Origin of the sequence: Rhizobium sp. Root149 (assembly GCF_001427345.1) — a bacterium.
In the GTDB taxonomy this organism is placed as follows: domain Bacteria; phylum Pseudomonadota; class Alphaproteobacteria; order Rhizobiales; family Rhizobiaceae; genus Neorhizobium; species Neorhizobium rhizoryzae.
In genome coordinates, this window is record NZ_LMGD01000020.1 from 301646 (window position 1) to 319761 (window position 18116).

At 57.8% G+C, this 18116-nt stretch carries 19 protein-coding genes; 4 read left to right on the forward strand and 15 right to left on the reverse strand.

Going from position 1 to position 18116, the window contains the following annotated elements; all coding sequences use genetic code 11:
• Positions 1–3: 3 nt before the first annotated feature.
• The 8 genes from ASD54_RS13580 to ASD54_RS13615 form a co-directional block, all read right to left on the reverse strand.
• The gene (locus tag ASD54_RS13580) at positions 4–1119 is read right to left on the reverse strand and encodes an imelysin family protein (protein WP_062555469.1); all 1116 of its coding nucleotides are present in this window, start codon (positions 1117–1119) and stop codon (positions 4–6) included.
• Positions 1119–2651 carry a di-heme oxidoredictase family protein gene (locus ASD54_RS13585; RefSeq protein ID WP_062555133.1) on the reverse strand — a complete coding sequence of 511 codons (1533 nt, stop codon included), beginning with the start codon at positions 2649–2651 and terminating at the stop codon, positions 1119–1121. Before ASD54_RS13585 ends, ASD54_RS13580 begins: the two co-directional genes overlap by 1 nt.
• A gap of 42 nt (positions 2652–2693) precedes the next feature.
• Positions 2694–3965, reverse strand: a complete 1272-nt coding sequence (locus ASD54_RS13590) for an imelysin family protein (protein ID WP_062555134.1) — start codon at positions 3963–3965, stop codon at positions 2694–2696.
• Positions 3966–4142: 177 nt separating this feature from the next.
• Positions 4143–5423, reverse strand: a complete 1281-nt coding sequence (locus ASD54_RS13595; protein ID WP_062555135.1) for an RsmB/NOP family class I SAM-dependent RNA methyltransferase — start codon at positions 5421–5423, stop codon at positions 4143–4145.
• 84 nt (positions 5424–5507) lie between these two features.
• Positions 5508–5816, reverse strand: a complete 309-nt coding sequence (locus ASD54_RS13600) for a septal ring lytic transglycosylase RlpA family protein (protein ID WP_137135056.1) — start codon at positions 5814–5816, stop codon at positions 5508–5510.
• Between the two features lie 447 nt (positions 5817–6263).
• The gene (locus ASD54_RS13605; RefSeq protein ID WP_062555137.1) at positions 6264–7148 is read right to left on the reverse strand and encodes an SDR family oxidoreductase; all 885 of its coding nucleotides are present in this window, start codon (positions 7146–7148) and stop codon (positions 6264–6266) included.
• Positions 7136–8332, reverse strand: coding sequence for a tRNA epoxyqueuosine(34) reductase QueG (gene queG / locus ASD54_RS13610; protein ID WP_082547208.1), 1197 nt, complete (start codon positions 8330–8332; stop codon positions 7136–7138). Before queG ends, ASD54_RS13605 begins: the two co-directional genes overlap by 13 nt.
• The gene (locus ASD54_RS13615; RefSeq protein ID WP_062555138.1) at positions 8313–9005 is read right to left on the reverse strand and encodes a glutathione S-transferase family protein; all 693 of its coding nucleotides are present in this window, start codon (positions 9003–9005) and stop codon (positions 8313–8315) included. The genes queG and ASD54_RS13615 overlap by 20 nt, the downstream gene beginning before the upstream one ends.
• Before the next feature lie 160 nt (positions 9006–9165).
• Between ASD54_RS13615 and ASD54_RS13620 the strand changes: the two genes are divergently transcribed.
• A complete protein-coding gene (locus ASD54_RS13620; RefSeq protein ID WP_062555139.1) occupies positions 9166–9972 on the forward strand; it encodes an undecaprenyl-diphosphate phosphatase in 807 nt (268 codons plus the stop codon).
• An 85-nt stretch (positions 9973–10057) separates the two neighbouring features.
• On the opposite strand, the gene ASD54_RS26615 is transcribed toward ASD54_RS13620, so the two are convergent.
• From ASD54_RS26615 to dnaN, 7 genes are all read right to left on the reverse strand, one after another.
• Positions 10058–10246 (reverse strand): hypothetical protein, encoded by a 189-nt coding sequence (locus ASD54_RS26615; RefSeq protein WP_162249581.1) that lies wholly within the window; start codon positions 10244–10246, stop codon positions 10058–10060.
• 201 nt (positions 10247–10447) lie between these two features.
• Complete coding sequence (locus tag ASD54_RS13625; protein WP_062555140.1) at positions 10448–11428, reverse strand: complex I NDUFA9 subunit family protein; 981 nt, start codon at positions 11426–11428, stop codon at positions 10448–10450.
• Between the two features lie 143 nt (positions 11429–11571).
• Positions 11572–11868, reverse strand: coding sequence for a DUF1330 domain-containing protein (locus tag ASD54_RS13630; RefSeq protein WP_062555141.1), 297 nt, complete (start codon positions 11866–11868; stop codon positions 11572–11574).
• 39 nt (positions 11869–11907) lie between these two features.
• Positions 11908–12606, reverse strand: coding sequence for an orotidine-5'-phosphate decarboxylase (gene pyrF / locus ASD54_RS13635; protein ID WP_062555142.1), 699 nt, complete (start codon positions 12604–12606; stop codon positions 11908–11910).
• Positions 12606–13205, reverse strand: coding sequence for a histidine phosphatase family protein (locus ASD54_RS13640; protein WP_062555143.1), 600 nt, complete (start codon positions 13203–13205; stop codon positions 12606–12608). The genes pyrF and ASD54_RS13640 overlap by 1 nt, the downstream gene beginning before the upstream one ends.
• An 8-nt stretch (positions 13206–13213) precedes the next feature.
• Entirely contained in the window at positions 13214–13810 is a 597-nt protein-coding gene (gene pmtA / locus ASD54_RS13645; RefSeq protein ID WP_062555144.1) for a phospholipid N-methyltransferase PmtA, read from the reverse strand.
• 122 nt (positions 13811–13932) lie between these two features.
• Positions 13933–15051 (reverse strand): DNA polymerase III subunit beta, encoded by a 1119-nt coding sequence (gene dnaN, locus ASD54_RS13650; RefSeq protein WP_062555145.1) that lies wholly within the window; start codon positions 15049–15051, stop codon positions 13933–13935.
• A gap of 261 nt (positions 15052–15312) precedes the next feature.
• Here dnaN and rsmI point away from each other — a divergent pair, with 261 nt between their 5' ends.
• From rsmI to ugpB, 3 genes are all read left to right on the forward strand, one after another.
• Positions 15313–16224: a 16S rRNA (cytidine(1402)-2'-O)-methyltransferase gene (rsmI, locus tag ASD54_RS13660; protein WP_062555147.1), complete on the forward strand. Its 912-nt coding sequence runs from the start codon at positions 15313–15315 to the stop codon at positions 16222–16224.
• On the forward strand, positions 16205–16579 hold the full coding sequence (locus tag ASD54_RS13665; protein ID WP_062555148.1) for a YraN family protein: 375 nt from the start codon (positions 16205–16207) through the stop codon (positions 16577–16579). Before rsmI ends, ASD54_RS13665 begins: the two co-directional genes overlap by 20 nt.
• A gap of 128 nt (positions 16580–16707) precedes the next feature.
• Positions 16708–18030 (forward strand): sn-glycerol-3-phosphate ABC transporter substrate-binding protein UgpB, encoded by a 1323-nt coding sequence (gene ugpB / locus ASD54_RS13670; protein WP_062555149.1) that lies wholly within the window; start codon positions 16708–16710, stop codon positions 18028–18030.
• The last annotated feature ends 86 nt before the right edge of the window (positions 18031–18116 follow it).

An 18116-nucleotide genomic window follows, 5' to 3' on the forward strand; every position in this document is an offset into this window, starting at 1 on the left:
CAATCAGTCTCCGTCGGAAAAGGAAAAGCCCGTGGTCAGGCCGAGCGCCTGCCCCAGATCATCGTTGAAGAGAGAAATCAGATCGCGGCTGTCGGAAAGCATGGCATCCAGCTTTGCCTTCTGTTGCGGTTTGCTGACGGCCGCTTCCAGATCGGCATCAATATCCTGAGCAAGCGTGATGAGGGATTTAAAATAGACGTCGATGGAGTTCACGATCCAGATCTGGCTGGGCTTCAACAACTCCTTGATGCCCGACCCATGGACGAGTTGTCGCAGTCCTTCCAGATTTTCGCGCATCATCGGAAATGTCAGGCCGGATCGCCAGAACAGCGCTTGCTTTGGAAAGCTTTGAGAGGATCCGCTTTTGTAGAAGCTCTCTATGCGCTGATCGCGAAGGGCCTCCGCGGCGTGAACCAGAATACCAAGCACCTCGGTGACGGCTTCCTGGTCCTGCCGGAAGGCAGAGCTTTGCGGCCCGGGGTTCTTCCAGTCTTTGGAAAGGCCGTCCGGATCATCCCAGGCCTGCACCAGTTCCATCGCGATGTGCTGCACGTTACCGGCGATTGCGAGGCCGTAGCGGCATCGATAAGATTTTGTCTGCGCAGTCAGTTGATCCGAATCGGTGCCATACAACACAAATTCGAGCGCTCCCAAACCCTGTACGGCAACACTTTTGGAAGACAGCGTATCAGGTGCAGTCGCCGTCTCGTCGGAGGATGACAGCAAGGCCTGAACCTGCCGAAACCCGAGACCCTTCTTGTCCGGATAGAAAAGTATCCTCTCGAAGCGGTTCTTTTCGAGCACGGGGCCGACGCGCACGATCTCGATCCGCGCCCAGCTTTTGGCGGCTTCCGAGAATGCAGCCTGTGCCTGAGCAAGATTGTTTGCAGAGGGCACGGTGCAAAGCTGCATCATCCGGTCGCTCAAAAGGCCGGTCTTCTCCGAAAAGTCCCGGTAGCCCGGCTGTATGACATTGGTGATGACCCGTTCCATCAGCGCCGTCGTCCGCTCATGCGTCAGAACCGGCGGAGAAGGGTTAGCATCCTGCGCGCCCGCATCCGCTGCTGCAGACAGAAAAAGACCAAGGGCCAGACCGATAGACAGGACACTCGTGCGCATCATAGGGACTCCAGAAACGTCAACAGGGCATTGCGATCTCTGGTTTCAAGAGCCGCAAAACCGTTCCGGGATTTCTCCGCCTCGCCACCGTGCCAGAGAATGGCCTCAGTCAGGTTGCGGGCGCGCCCGTCATGCAGAAAAAAACTATGTTTACTGACAGTTTGCGTCAGGCCGATGCCCCATAGTGGCGGAGTACGCCATTCTCGGCCGGACGCGTCGCCGACGGTTTGGCCGTCAGCAAGTCCATCGCCCATATCATGGAGCAGGAAATCCGAATAGGGCCAGATCAGTTGAAAGGCCTGAGAAGGGTCGGAAGCGGAGCGGCTCGTCACAAATTTCGGCACATGGCAGCTCGCGCATCCAAGGCGGTAGAAGGCCTCCTTGCCCTTCAGCACCTCGGGTGAACTGACATCGCGTCGTTGAGGAACGGCAAGATGGCTCGAGTAAAACGTTACGAGGTCCATCACCGGGTCCGGCGCTTCGGTATCGCCAAGACGCGGCTGGACCCCATGTGCACGGGCGCGGCAATCCGTTTGTTGCGGGGTGCAATCGCCGTAAGGATCGGGTCGATCGGGCGTGGATAATCCAAGGTCGCCCGAGAAGGCCGCAGAGGTCTGGTCGCGGACGGTGGCATTCTGTGCCTTCCAGCCAAAGCGCCCGAGCGCCAGTTTGCCGGTCACGTGGTCTCGAACGATGGCCGCTTTCCCCGAAATTCCGTCTGCGTCCCTGTCATCCGGGTCCGCATGGGCGAGAATGTCCTGCGCAGGAATGGCTTCGATGAGCCCAAGCCCGATCATCGCAGGGGCAATGCGGGGGGAAAGGGTCGTTCCCGCTGCAAGCGGGCCTTGAGCCAGTCTGTTGACCGAATAGGCCGGGCGTCGTAGCGAAACGTTAGTACCATCCTTGAGGCGGACAGGCTGCTCCGAGTAGGAGATCTGCATCGTGCCCTCGGCAGCAAGTCCAGGGACGGCAAGATCCTGCAACTGCGCACCGTAGATCGGATCGGGAAAATTGAGCGCACGACGATCGGCAACACGTGCACTCTCCTCCGGCGTTGCAGGGGCGCGCGCCAGCCGCAGGAACATGGAGATCCTGTCATTGCCTCCCTCGGGAGGGTGACCACGCCCATCCCTCACATGGCAGCTGACACAGGAGCGTGCGTTGTAGAGCGGCCCCAATCCATCGGAGGCTTGTGTCGAGGAGGGTGCGGCGACCCATAGCTTGGTGAAAAGCGCATTTCCGAGTTTGAACTCTTCCTGCTGGCTGAAGGTGATGCCGGGTGCGAACTGCGAAAAAGCATCGGCATCGACGGCGCGCGTCGAGGTCGCTGCACCGGCGGCCATCGCTTCAAATGGTTCTGCCTGGCCAAAATTACCGGTTGGTCGAGTGACCGCAGTGACACGCGCCTGATCCTTCGGCGTCAAATCCCTGCGTGGACCCTGATACGGCAACTCCTGCTGTCCAATGCCGGACGCTGGCACGAGACAGGTCAGCAGGATGGGGAGAGCAAGGACGAGTGCGCGTTGATGCATCGGGAGTAGCGGCCCATCGATATTCGATGGGCCGTCCTGGTCTCATTTGAACACGGCGTTCGGATTATCGAGGCTCGCCGAACCCTGGAGCTTCACCTGGCCAAGATCGAGCGCCGCGATCACGCGCTCGATTGATTTCGTCTGGGCAATCAGGTCATCGATCGGGGCCTGAACAATCGCATTGCCGTCCTTGTTGCCCTCGGCGATCATCTGGTCATAGGCTTCGACTTTCTGAGCGCGCTCCGCCATGATCTGCATGTCGGCAAGCGTCTTGTCGAGCTTGGCGTTCAACTCCGTGTCGAGAGCGGCATCCTTGGCCTTGACGAGATCGGAGAGGGAAGGCCCGGCCAGTTTGGTTCCGTCAGTGCGTGTGTAGGTTCCGCGATAGGCGGATGCTATGCCGATTGCATCGTTCAGGTGCGAATTGTGCGTGTTGTCGGAAAAGCAATCCTGCTCCTCTTCCGGATCATGCAGCAGAAGGCCAAGCTTCATGCGCTCGCCCGCCAGTTCGCCGTAGGACAGTGAGCCCATGCCTGTGAGGATCGCGGAAAGGCCCGCCTTCGGATCGGCCAGAACAGCTTTCGTGGCTTCGCCGGTCGCAGCCCAAGCCCCTACCATTTCCTGAAGATCCTGAACCAGCAGCGTGGTCGCCGACTTCAGATAGTCGCCACGACGATCGCAATTGCCGTGCGTGCAATTGGCCTTGTCGTAATCGGTAAAGGGGCGATTACCCGCTCCCGGTCCGGTGCCATTCAGGTCCTGTCCCCACAGCAGGAATTCGATCGCGTGATAGCCGGTCGAAACATTGGCCTCCACTTCGCCCGCCGTATGCAGGCTGCGGATCAGTTCCGGCGTGATCTTCGAGGCATTGATGTCCTCGCCGTTGATCTTGAGCTTGGGATTGGCAATGACATTGGCCGTGTAGAAGGCATTGGCATCGCTTTCGGTGCCGTAGGCGGCATCGACATAGTCGATAAGACCTTCATCGAGAGGCCAGGCATTCACCTTGCCTTCCCAGTCATCAACAATGGGATTGCCGAAGCGGTAGACCTCAGTCTGCAAATAGGGTGTACGCGCCGCAAGCCATGCCTGACGTGCAGCCTTCAGCGTTTCCTCTGATGGCTTTGCGATGAGGGCGTCTACGGCCTTGTCCAATGCCTTGGCTGTGCTCAGGGCGTCTTCGAATTTCGCATGGCCGACGGCCGCATAGTGTTTCAGAACCTCGGTGGGCTCTGCAGCCAGTGCAGGCAGAGCGACAAAAGCCACCGAAGCGGCCAGAGCAGAACTGATAGTCGAGAGAGTTCGGCGGAGCATGGTCCCCTCCTGTCTGAAAATGACGATGCCGATGGCCGATCACGCCTTCCCGGCAAAACGTGACCGAAGCAAGGCATCTCTGCCCCTTCTCCGATCAATCGTTTCAATCCTCATTGCGCAAAAGGAAACTGGTGTCAAATAATCTAGATTAGAGGAATTCCAGCCTCGACAGTCCTTTTAGCTCTGCCGTTTAAGCTTGCAGAAGAAGAAGCCATCAGTCTGCGTGGAGGCCGGTGTCAGCGTCAGGCTACGACCATCGGCGGAATGCGGCTTCGGCGCATCCTTGCCAAACAGTGTTTTCCAGTCGTCCAGCGCTGACTGGACTTCGTAAGAAGGATTGTTTGCCAGGAAGCGCTCGATCTGTCGGTCATTCTCTTCCGGCAGAACGGAGCAGGTGACATAGGCGAGTGTTCCGCCCGGTTTGACATAGGCTGCAGCCGATGACAGCGCATCCTGCTGTTGCCCAAGGCGCTCCTCGATGTTCTTCTGCGTCAGGCGCCATTTCGTATCAGGGCGCCTGCGCCATGTTCCTGTACCCGTGCAGGGAGCATCCACAAGCACGACGTCCAGCTTCTCCTTCAGGGCATCCATCTGCTGCACGTCGTCGTGCACCTGAACATTGCGCGTGCCGGCGCGGCGCAGGCGCTCGATGATGGGAGCAAGGCGTTTGCGGTCGGCGTCATAGGCATGAACCTGACCCTTGTTGTTGAGGCTTGCCGAGAGCGCCAGCGTCTTGCCGCCGCCACCTGCGCAGTAATCCAGAACCTGCTGCCCTTCGGATGGCATTACGAGATCGGCAACAATCTGCGATCCTTCGTCCTGAACTTCGAACCAACCCTTTTGGAAGGAGAGTTCGGCGGTCACGTTCGGAAGGCGGGATGCGCCATCACCGGCAGGGATACGAATGCCCTGACGCGCGATCTGCGTTGGCTGCGCGCCCGCCCGATCCAGCGCCTTGACGACCTTGTCCCGGTTAGCCTTCAGCGTGTTGGCTCGCAAATCCAGCGTTGGCCGACCAGCCATAGCCTGAGCTTCTGCAAGCCAGGCGTCGCCGAAATAGGACTGGAAGCTCTCCACGACCCATTCCGGGATATCACCTTGAATATGCGCTGGCGCGTCCGACAGATTTCGCTCGGAAAGACCTGTCAGATCCGGAGCGGGTGGCGCAAATTTGTCATCCGCCAGTTCTGCCGCGAGGCTTGTGCGCGTGAAGCCCCATTGACGTAGAAGAACGGCGTAGACCAGTGCCGTCTCACTCTCGTCATCCATCAGCCAGGCATGGGACAGACGCATGCGCAAGGCATCATAGACGATGTTGCCGATGGCGGCGCGATCTCCGGAGCCAGCGAAGCGATGCGCCAGGCCCCAGTCCTTCAGTGCATCGGCAACGGGACGTTTGCGCGTCTCGATATCTGCCAACACTTCGATGGCTGCAGCCATCCGTCCGCCCAGTCGCATGTCCTGATCTCCTTGCTTTCCGGCGCGTTTAACGTTGAAAAGCCATCAGGGCAAGCTTGAGGAGCAATCCGTCATCCATGCGGATCAGCCGATGACCTCGTAACAGACCTGCGCGGTGCCTGTCGAAACCATTCCGATGTCGGCGGCTGCTGCCTTCGAGAGATCGATGACGCGGCCGCGAATGAAAGGGCCGCGGTCATTGATGCGAACCACGACGGTCTTGCCATTGCGCTTGTTGGTAACTTTGACCTTCGTTCCGAAACTCAGCGAGCGATGCGCCGCGGTGAGCTTGGAGGCGTTCATGCGTTCGCCGGAGGCTGTCTTGGAACCCAGTGCATACCAGGAAGCGTGACCACAACCTGGAGCGGCTTGCGCCGTTTGAGAGCCAATCATCGAGAATGATGCGAGAGCGACTGCTGCGAAAGCTGAGCGTTTTGGAAGTTTCAAATCCGATTATCCCCGTTGATCCAAGTGGTGAGATGCGTGCGGGGTGGTCTAGGCACGGCCAAAAAAGGCGAAAACGTGGGCTTTGTGATCACGCAATGTTAAAATCTGTAACAATCGTGATTAGAAGCCGGCTAACGAGTTAAGATGTTCAGCCAGGAAAAATTAAGTGATTCCAGTAAGATTCTAGAAAATTGTTCTGCCGAGATTCGAACGCCTGATTCGCGTGAAAACGTGAAGAGAAAATTTTATCAAAAAGCAGAATCGCTTGTCACATTTGGACAAAAAATATGGCGCTTTGTCATGAAAGTTAAATTTCTATAATCCAACTGCCCAATTTGGATGGAATTTTCATCTTTCTTCAACAGCGCGCATAGACCGTCTGCAGGACCGGCTTTACGCTTTCCAGCGGCCGGATTGCCACAGCTGCTCCAATGAAACCTCGAAGGTCGGAAACTGAAAGTTAAATCCAAGGTTGCGTATCTTCATATTCGAGACGCGTTTGTTCTCGCCGTAGAAGGAGCGCGCCATCGGCGTCAGTTCAGCTGTTTCGAAGGCCTGTTCCGGCGGTGGCTGGATGCCCATGAGGTGCGCGGCTTCCGTAACGACATCCTGTGGCGGCGCGGGAAGATCGTCCGTCACGTTGAAGATACCGGAGGCGTGGCGCTCGCACAGGAACAGCGTCGCACGACCGATATCTTCCACGCGGATGCGGTTGAACACCTGGCCCGGTTTGACAAGCCGGCGTGCCGTCCCCTGGGCCAGACTGATGAAGCCGTTTCGTCCGGGGCCATAAATTCCGGAGAGGCGCAGGATCGCGAGTGGCACTTCAGCGCGGTTCGCCGCTGCCTGCCAAGCGTTTTCCGCGGCAACGCGTTCCCTGGAGCGCGCGGACACGGGGCGGCATGGTGTTTCCTCATCGACCCAGTCCCCCTGATGATCGCCATAGACGCCGACTGTCGAAAGGTAGGCGACCCATTGAAGCTTTGGGAAGACGGCGCGCACGTCTCCATTTATGACGTTGAGCAGCGGGTCTCCGCCTTCGCCCGGTGCGATGGCCGGTGCAATGGATTGTATGAGATGCGTTGTCTGGGCAAGTTCCGTCCGAAGACCATCGCCCAATTCCGTCCCGTCGAAGAGAAATGGCCGGATCGCTTTATCCTTCAAATTCTGGCTCTTCTCCTCGCTACGCGTCGTCCCGGCCACGTCCGCACCAGCCTTCAGGAAGTCTGCAGCGATTGCCTGTCCTGAATAGCCTGCACCAAAAATCATGACCCGCATGCCTGAACTCCCATTACCCATTCATTCTCAACGTCGATATCCGCATCAGGCGCTCTTTGCTGCGCCAAAAGGAGAAAGGCATCTGCCTGCATCAATCTCGACAAGGCCCAGACAGCCATACCCCGCACATCGGGTGATGCATCATTCAACAGCGCTTTACACGGCTCGATGAAGGACGGATCACCGGAATTGCCGGCTGCAATCAGCACATTTCGGATAAAGCGGTCCCGCCCGATACGTTTGACAGGAGAGCCGCTGAACAGAATGCGGAACTGCCCGTCGTCCAGACCCAGCAGGTCGGCAATCCTTGGCTCTTTCAGATCAGCGCGTGCGCGCAGCTTCATTTCGGATGCTTCGGAGGCGAACTTGTTCCACGGACAGACCGCCAGACAGTCGTCGCAGCCGTAGATGCGGTTGCCGAACATTGGCCGGAGAGAAGACTCAATGATGCCTTTGTGCTCGATGGTCAGATAGGAAATGCACCGCCTGGCGTCGATCTGGTAAGGGGCAGGAAAGGCATTCGTCGGACACGCATCGAGGCAGGAACGGCAAGAGCCGCAATGATCGCGTTCCGGCGTATCGATCTCCAGTTCCGCGGTCGTGAACATGCTTCCCAGAAATAACCAGGAGCCGAATTCGCGGCTGACCAGATTCGTATGCTTTCCCTGCCAACCCAGCCCTGCCGCAGCGGCGAGCGGCTTTTCCATGACGGGGGCTGTGTCGACGAAAACCTTGACGTCTTCGTCAGCGCGGGCCGCAAAGCGGGTGGCCAGTTCCTTCAGCTTCCCCTTGATGACGTCATGGTAATCACGGTGCCGGGCATAGACGGATATGGCTGCTCGGTCTGTCTTGGCGAGAAGTTCGCGCGGATCTTCATCCGGCCCGTAGTTCACGCCGAAAAGGACAATCGAGCGGACCTCGCTCCAGAGGACACGGGGGTCAGCACGGCGCTCTCGCGTTTCCTCCATCCATGCCATCGTACCATGGCGTCCGGCCTGCAGGAACGTGCCGAGGCGTTCAGGCGCCTGAGGTATCGAATCGGGCAAGGTGATGCGGCAACTGTCGAAGCCAAGCGCCTTGGCTTCAGCCAACAGGAACGTCTTAAGCTTGCGTCGCCGATCCAGAGCCTTGGCAACCTGTCGATCCGTGTCTGCTCTTTCAGTCTCAGAAATCGAGGTCCGCATAATGAGATACCGGCGTAATGCCGCGAATGCGTTCTGCCAGGAGTGGCCGGAACGAAGGGCGCGACTTCAGCCTCTGATACCATTCCTTGGCGATGGGTGTCTCCTGCCAATCGATCTCGCCCAGATAATCCAGAACGGAAACCGATGACGCGGCGGCGAGATCCGCATAGGACAGGCGGTCGCCCGCAAGCCAGGTGCGAGAACCGGCAAGCCAGGAAAGATATTTCATATGCTGGCGGATATTGCCGCGTGCCGTGCGCAAAACCTTGGAGTCAGGCGCGCCGCCGCCTTGGGCTGCCGTCATCTGGAGCTTGTAGACACGCTCCTTGGTCAGTGGCCGCGTGACATCCTGTTCCATCTTGAGAAGGAACCATTCCGTCAAGCGCCGGATTTCAGCCCGCTGAAAGGGGTCTTCCGCGAAGAGGCGTTTGTCCCGCTTCAGGACGCCGTGCGTTTCGTCGAGGAATTCCAGCAACACATTCGGCCCGCACAAAGCCCGCATATTGTCATCCACATAGACAGGCAGCGTGGCGGCCGGATTGATTGTCAGGAATTCGCGGCGCTTCTCCCAAGGTTGCTCCTCGACGAGATCCGTCTGGAAGCCGTATTCCGCCAGGATCAACCTGACAAAACGGGAGGCCGAGGACATGGGATGATGATACAGAGTGGGCATCGATACTCGAAATTGAAGTTTGCTGTTATAAGCGTTGAGTCGGTCGCGATCACCAAAGCCGGAATGTGGCTGACATAAGGCGGCCAAGCCCAATTGTTAGGGTGAGGTTGCAGATTCCGTTCCCACTATAGGTCCCATCACCGTTAATAAAGGATCAAGAATGGCCGACCAATCTATCGTTGGCGCCCTCGTTCTCGGCTTGATCGAAGGTCTGACTGAATTTATCCCCGTTTCATCCACAGCCCACGTACTCCTTGCAGGACACTTCATGGGGTTTCGCTCGCCCGGTAACACCTTTGCGGTGCTGATCCAGCTAGGTGCCATCCTCGCCATCCTTCTGGTCTATTTCCAGAAGCTGCTTCAGATTGCCTTGGACCTTCCGCACAGCACCCAGGCGCGACGATTCGTACTGACAGTGCTGCTTGCGTTTCTGCCAGCCGCAATCATCGGTGCTCTGGCGCATGACTTCATCAAGAGCGTGCTGTTCGAAACGCCGATGCTGATCTGTGTGATGCTGATTGTCGGAGGTTTCATCCTTCTGGCAGTCGACAAGATGAGCCTAAGGCCGCGCTACACCGACATTACGCAATATCCGGCGGGCCTTGCGTTCAAGATTGGCCTTTTCCAGTGCCTTGCGATGATACCAGGTACCTCCCGCTCTGGAGCGACCATCGTCGGCGCATTGCTGATGGGGACGGACAAGCGTTCCGCAGCGGAGTTTTCGTTTTTTCTCGCCATGCCGACCATGCTGGGTGCGTTTGTTCTTGATCTCTACAAGAACAGGAATGCTCTCAGCTTCGATGATGCGGGAATTATCGCGATCGGCTTTGTGGCCGCCTTCGTGACGGCGCTTCTGGTGGTACGATCCCTGCTCGATTTCGTATCCAGCCGAGGATTCGCACCATTTGCCTATTGGCGCATTCTGGTGGGTACCGCGGGCCTTATCGGTCTTCTGGTCTTCGGATGATGCTCGCAAAGGCATAAATCCTGCCTTTGCATCCTCAGATCGACCAAAGAAAAGGGCTGCCAGTGGCAGCCCGAACTTGTTCAGCTTAACGGCGAATAGACGCCGTGCTGCACGGATCCACGCCATAGGCGGGCGCGCAGGCGCTCTTGTTGGCGGCAACGGTGCCGGGGGCCAGGAACGAGCCTGCAAGAATAACAAATGCCGCACACGCAAAAAACAGTGCGATGGATTTGCCCATGGGGGGAAGCCTTTCGGAGGAGGGTGTGGCAGTCACGGCGATACTCGGGTACTTGGGAGAATGGCGGCGGTGTACGAGCCGTCGCGATCTGTTTCAATAGAGTATTTTGCTGAACCGCCGGTTAACGTTAAGCAGTTGTGCGTTGCGTCATTTACGCCACAACCCTGAACGTCAAAGAGGCAGAACAATGTCCTGCCTCCTGCTTGAGCATAGCTCATTGAAGTGGATTTTAGGCAGTCAGGCTGCCTTGCCGGAATTGGTGAACTGCCCCTGCACGCGATATTGGACGAGGTAGCTTGGCAAGATCGCATCCAGCAGCGTAGGACGGATACCGAAGGCTGCAAGCGTGCGGCCTTCCTGCTCGGCTTCCTTCGAAACAACGTTATCAGACTTCAGGAGGAGAACCTGATCGCTCGTCAGCGGCGGCGTGATCAGGGGAACCATGGAGGCGATGCTGCCGATCAACGAGGCAACGCCGAAGGGCAGCGTGACCAGCGGACGCTTGCGGTAGGTGATGCGAAGGACAGCCTCGAGACACTGCTTGAAGGTCAGGATTTCTGCGCCGCCAAGTTCATAAATCTTGCCCTTGGCAACCTTTCCTTCGACCGCCTTTGCGATGGCCGTGGCGACGTCTTCCACGAAAACGGGCTGGAACTTGGTCAGGCCGCCACCGATCAGCGGAAGGAAGGGCATGGTGCGCGCCATATCGGCAAATTTATTGAAGAAGTTGTCTTCCTTGCCGAAGATAATGGAGGGACGCAGGATGATCGCATCCGGAACGGTGGAGAGGATTGCTTCCTCGGCGCGGCCCTTGCTGCGTGCATAGGAGGACTGCGACCTGGCATCCGCGCCGATGGCCGATACGTGTGTCAGGGTTGCGCCCACGGCGCGGGCAGCCTCCGCGACGGCCTTTGCGCCAAATTCCTGAACGGCGTCAAACGAGTTCTTGCCGCTTTCGAACAGGATGCCAACGCAGTTGACCACGTGATCCGAACCGGCGACCGCCTGATCGATTGATTTCCGGTAACGCAGATTGGCCTGTACCAGCTGGATCTGGCCGACATAGCCAGCCGGACGCAGGAAGCCTGCGAGGTCCGGCCGACGGACGGCCACACGGATACGGTAGCCGCGCTTGGCCAGTTCCCGCACGACATGCCGGCCGACAAAGCCCGAGCCCCCGAAAACGGTCACGAGCGGCGGAAGATTGGACATGGTCATGGGAGTGCTCCGAAAGCCAAGGAGAGTTGTTTTTCTTTGTCTCTAGCCGAAACGGCGGACGAGGTGAAGTGTTGCAATGCACGCATTCGCTGGCAGCGCGTGATTTATTCAATGCGCTCCTCGCAACAGAGGATGCGTATGTCTCAAACGTCTCCGATGCCTTCGACAACCACCATTTCCGCATCGGCAACCTGCTGACGGATCTTGGCGGCAATCTGATATTCCGGAGACTTATAGCAATCGACTGCGGCCTGCATTGAGGGAAACTCGATCACGACGTTTCGGGCTCTCGCCGTTCCTTCCAGCCGCGTGTGATCGCCACCGCGTGCCAGAAACTTTGCGCCATACTTCTCAAACGCTGGTTTGGCCGCAGCCACATAATCCTTGTACCGTTCCGGATCACGAACATCGACGCGCGCAATCCAGTATCCCTTCGGCATGGCTTCCTCCATATTCAACGTCACTGAATGAAAGGCGCCTTATGCGGAAAGCGCAAGTGCCATTTCATCAAGGATCGATTTTGCCGCAGCAAGAGGATCACTTGCCTTGACGATAGGCCGTCCGACAACCAGATGGCTCGAACCGTCCCTTATCGCATCGCCAGGCGTCACCACGCGCTTCTGATCGCCCGCGTCAGAACCCGCAGGACGAATTCCTGGTGTAACGAGTGCCATGTCCGGTCCGATGACGCTGCGCACGGCAGAGGATTCCTCGGCAGAGCACACGATGCCGCCCATCCCGGCGTCTCGGGCCTGCTCGGCGCGCTTGAGAACCAACGAGCGAGGATCGGTGTCGTAACCCGCGTCCACGAGATCCGCCGCGTCCATTGATGTGAGGACGGTGACGCCCAGCAGGCAAAGATCCGATCCCTTCGCTGCCGCGACCGCTGCACGCATTGCCTTCGGATAGGCATGAAGCGTCAGCATGTTCACGCCCATCTTGGCGACATTTTCGACCCCGTGGGCAACGGTGTTGTCGATGTCGAGCAGTTTCATGTCGAGAAAAACGGATTTTCCGTCCCGAACCAGATCGCGTGCCAGTTCCAGTCCGCCGACGAAAGCCAGCTGGTAGCCGATCTTGTAGAAGGAAACCGTCTCGCCAAGTGTGCGGATCAGCGCCTCTGCCTCGCCGACGGTCGGTACATCCAGGCCCAAGATCAGGCGGTCACGAGCATCCATCACGTTTCTCCTTGCCAGAATTCCATCGGTGTCCACTCGCATTTGAGACGGCACTCGGCAAGATTGCGCGCAAGAGAAAAGCAGAAAAGATTGCCGCCGCCTGGAGGCTGATCGCCGTCTCGAGCGATGGGCCGACCCGCAAGCGAGCACTTGAGGAGCGTTCCAACCCCGCCGTGGCCTACAAACGCGATGGGGCGGGCGGGATCATGTTCCAGAATGATCTGAGAAATCGTGGTCACGATCCGCTGTTGCGCATCGATAGCCTTCTCCCAACCCCGAAAGCTATGGGAGGGATCCGCGAAAAAGCGGTTGGCCGCCTCTTCATGAGCGTCATGCGTGAGATAGCCCGTCGAGGACCGGTCGATCTCGTGGCTGGCGCTTGCGATTTCGACCTCGACGCCAGCCGCCTCGGCCAGGATTTCGGCTGTCTCGATGGCCTTCCGCTCGGGGCTGCTGACGATCCGCTGCAACTTGGCCACCCATGGACGTGCTGCTGCAGCAAGAACGCGTTCACGCCCAAGCGGCGACAGGCTCCAGTCAGGAACCGGAACCTGCGGGTCGATCTGCACCTGAGGATGACTGATATAGAGCCCGAACATGTCCTGATTTAATCAGGGCGCGTATAGGTCCACAACTGGGCCGGTGGCAAATTGCGCACGACAAAGTCGAAATGCTTGATGCGATACCGATCCGGCTTTGCAATGATGGGTGAAACCGGTCCATAGGTGATCTGCATCACCGGGCGGCCGTGTGGCATGCGGTCCAGCAGGTCTTCCAGAAGCCAGATCCGTTTTTCCATTGGGAAGCTCAGCATCGGGATGGCGGAGATGACAGCGTCGAACTTGCGATCCTTGAAGTCGCCAAGAATGGTCTGGAGCTCGAAAGCATCGCCGTTGACGAAGCGCACGTCCGGCATGGTCCGCATCAGATGCTGATAGAAGTCCGTCGAATACTCGATGGATACGAGATCCTGTGGCTTGATGCCCCGTTTCAGGATTGCCTTGGTGATGATGCCCGTGCCGGGACCAAGTTCAAGAACCGGAAGACCGGACTGCGGATTGATGACGCTTGCCATCCGGCGTGCCGTAACGCTGGAGGTGGGCAGGATCGCCCCAACCTGCTTGGGGCCTTCCATCCATCCCTTGAAGAAACGGATTTCCTCATCGAATTTACGGCCCAGTCGTTCCTTCAGGCGCAATTCCATCAACTATCTCCCGCGAATCTATTAACCGTTCATCGCGCCGTCATGACGCAAAATCAAGAAAAAATGTCGCATCTGAAATGCGGCAGGAAAAAGGGCCGCGGCTGCGACCCTTGAAATTTAGATTAAACACGCATCGGCATCAGCACATAAAGTGCGTCATCGCCCGCCGTATCCCGTACAAGTGTCGGCGAACCCGCATCGGCAAGAAGGAAGATTGCATCCTCGCCGGAAAGCTGCGCTGTGATGTCCAGCAGATACTTGGCATTGAAGCCAATTTCCATCGGTTCGCTTTCATAGCCCACGGCGACTTCTTCCGTGGCGCTGCCGGAATCGGGATTGTTGACTGTCAGAAGCAACTGCCCATCGCTCAATGCCAGCTTGACGGCGCGGCCACGTTCGGAGGAAATCGTGGATACGCGATCGACAGCGCGGGTAAAGCTCTGGCAATCCACGCGCATTTCCTTGTCGTTTCCGGTGGGAATGACGCGCTGGTAGTCCGGAAACGTGCCATCAATCAGCTTCGACGTCATGACGATTCCGCCAAGCGTCAGCCGGATCTTGGCATCCGAAACCTCGACGGTGACGACCGCTTCGGCATCGTCCATCAACTTCTGCAGTTCGCCCACCGTCTTGCGGGGAATGATGATGCCTGGCATGCCTTCCGAACCGGAGGGCGCCTCGATATCGGCGCGAGCAAGGCGATGTCCATCGGTCGCAACGGCTCGCAGCTTCAACTGACCGCCCGTCTCGATCGTATGGAAGAAAATCCCGTTGAGGTAATAGCGCGTTTCCTCTGTCGAGATCGCGAACTGCGTGCGGTCGATCAGCATCTTCAGATCGGATGCCTTGATCTTGAAGCTATGCGTGAAACTTCCAGCCGTCAGGTCAGGGAAATCGGCTTCGGGCAGGCATTGCAGCGAAAACTTCGAACGGCCGGACTGAACCGACATCGTGCTGCCATCCGGATTGACGGCCAGAAGAACCTCCGAACCATCGGGTAGCTTGCGCACGATTTCATAGAGAAGATGCGCCGGAACCGTCGTCGCGCCGGCCGTCTCGACCATTGCCGGAAGTTCTTCGGTGATCTCGAGATCAAGGTCCGTCGCCTTCAGCGCCAGATCATTGCCGGAAGCACGCAGCAGGACGTTGGAGAGGATAGGGATCGTGTTGCGGCGCTCCACCACCCGGTGAACGTGATTCAACGATTTCAGGAGGTTGGACCGCTCAAGAGTAATACGCATGGGATGCTACCGCTTTCGACCGTGCCGGCTTCCGGTGAGAAGCCGAATGTTATTCTCGTCCGTCAGTCTGGTCGGACGGATGTGGATCGGCAAAATGGCAGACAAAGCGGCAAAAAGGCAAGAGGCCCCTCCGATTCTCGGGTCGGAATCAAGTTGGTGCATCAACTACTCACAGCTTTCCACATGGTTGCCGCTTTTGCCTTGCCCAGCATGGGGCGCTCGCCCATAAAGACGTAACAATAATAAGGCAGGCATTGAGCAGTGACGGAAGATCGACAACAGGCGGCGAAAACCTATCGGATCGGGAACACGGCGATCCCGGCGCGACCGCTGGAACCGGCACTCTATCTCGTGGCAACTCCCATCGGCAATCTGGGTGATATCACCCTGCGCGCCTTGGAAACCTTGGCAGGTGCTGATGTGCTGGCCTGCGAGGATACACGGGTCACGCGCGTGCTGCTGGATCGTTTCGGCATTACGGGCAGGCCCTATGCCTATCATGAACACAACGCCAATGAGGCTGGACCGAAGCTTCTTGCCGCTCTGGAGGCAGGAAAATCTGTGGCGCTGGTGTCAGATGCCGGCACTCCGCTGGTTTCCGATCCGGGTTATCGCCTGGGCCAATTGGCGATCGAAGCGGGTTATCGGGTCATACCGATTCCAGGCCCCTCGGCACCGCTGGCCGCCCTTGTGGGGTCGGGCCTGCCATCGGATGCATTTCTGTTCGCAGGCTTCTTGCCGGTGAAGGAAAAGGGCAGGCGGGATCGCCTGGCAGAGCTTTCCAAGATCCCGGCAACCCTGATCTTCTTTGAATCGCCCCACCGGATTTCAGATACGCTCACCATTGCAGCGGATGTTCTTGGCCCGTCACGTGCAGCTTGCGTGTGCCGTGAACTGACCAAGACCTTCGAGGAGTTCCGCCGCGGCACGCTGGGCGATCTGTCAGAGCAGTACAAGGACGCAACGGTCAAGGGCGAGATCGTTTTCGTCGTCGGTCCGCCAGACTATGACGATATTCCCGCCGCCGTTGACGTGGATATCATGCTGAGGGAACTCTCTGCCAGCATGCCCGCCACCAAGGCCGCTGCGGAGGCGGCCCGCCTTACCGGTCTGTCGCGCAAAGATCTTTATCAGCGCCTGATTGAGTTGAAAGATGCCGAAGACAGTCATTAATGACGGCAAGCGGCGCAGAACTGCCGAACGCCGTGGACGGCTCTCCGAATACTGGGCCGCGTTATATCTGATGGCCAAAGGTTACCGCATCGTCGCTCTTCGTTATAGAACACCGCTGGGAGAGATCGATCTCATCGCGCGCAAAGGCAATCTAGCCGTCTTCGCCGAGGTCAAGGCGCGCAAGTCGGAACACTCAGCCGTCGAGGCGGTGAGCTTCTACAGTCAGAGCCGCATTCGCGCAGCAAGCGACCTTTGGCTTGCAAAGCAAAGGAAGGCATCCGTCTTGTCGTTGAGATATGACATCGTAGCGGTAAGGCCTTGGCGTCTACCGAAACATTTCGTCGATGCGTTCTGAGTGTTTTTGCATGCCTGTGCAAATTCGATGATGTTGTAACAGTTATGTCATATATATTTCAAGGACCTGTCACGGAAGGTCGCTAATCACCCCCTCATCCTAAACTGAAGGAAAGAGGGACGATCCCCATGTTCAAGAAGCTTGGCCTTGCAGCGGCAGCGTTTGCTCTGTCTGCCTCCACATCGCTTGCGGCAACTGAAGTTACCTGGTGGCACGCCATGGGCGGCGAGCTTGGCAAGAAGCTCGAAGAGATTGCCACGAAGTTCAATGAAAGCCAGAGCGAATACAAGGTCGTTCCCGTTTACAAGGGCTCTTACCCAGAAACCCTAACGGCTGCCATTGCAGCGTTTCGCGCCAATCAGCAGCCTGCTATCGTTCAGGTTTTCGAAGTCGGAACCGGCACGATGATGGCGGCCAAGGGTGCCGTTTACCCCGTTTACAAGCTGATGAAGAACGAGGGCGAAAGCTTCGAGCCGAAGTCGTTCCTCGGTCCGGTTGTCGGCTATTACTCCGACACGCAGGGCAATATCCTGTCGCTGCCGTTCAACTCGTCAACGCCGATCCTCTATTACAACAAGGACGTCTTCAAGAAGGCTGGCCTTGATCCGGAAGTTGCTCCGAAGACCTGGAAGGAAGTCGAGGAGTTTTCAAAGAAGATCGTAACATCGGGCGCGGCCAAGTGCGGCTTCACGTCTGCCTGGATCACCTGGGTACAGACAGAAAACCTTTCCGCCATTCATGACCAGCCGTTCGGCACGCTGGAAAACGGCTTTGGTGGTCTCAAGACCCAGTTCTCCTTCAATGGACCGGTTCAGCAGAAGCATTGGGCAAACTTGAAGAAGTGGCAGGATGAAGGCCTCTTCAAGTATGGCGGCCCCGTCGGTGGCGACAACGCAGCAACGATGTTCTACGCGCAGGAATGCGCCATGACGATGAACTCGTCTGCGGGCCGTGCGGGCGTCATCAACAATGCCAAGGATTTCAAGCCGGGCTTTGCGCCGCTTCCCTACTACGACGACGTAACCAAGGAGCCGAAGAACTCCATCATCGGCGGTGCAACGCTGTGGGTTCTGAACGGCAAGGACAAGGCGACCTACAAGGGTGTAGCCAAGTTCTTCAGCTATCTTTCCAAGCCTGAAGTCCAGGCCGACTGGCACCAGTACACCGGCTACCTCCCCATCACCAACGCCTCCTACGATCTCGGCAAGAGCCAGGGTTATTACGACAAGAACCCGGGTTCTGACGTTGCCATCAAGCAGATCATGCGTGGCACGCCAAGCGCCAATTCCAAGGGCGTCCGCTTCGGCAACTTCACTCAGGTCCGCACGATTGTGGATGAAGAATTCCAGGCTCTGCTGGCTGGCAAGAAGGACGCCAAGCAGGCTCTGGATAGCGCGGTAACCCGTGGCAACCAGCTTCTGCGCGAGTTCGAAAGCGCCAACACCAACTGATCCTGTCGATCATCGGAAGGGGGCCAGGCATCCTGCCCGGCTCCCTTTCGTCCGTTTTTGCGCATCCGGTGCGATTGACCGGTGGC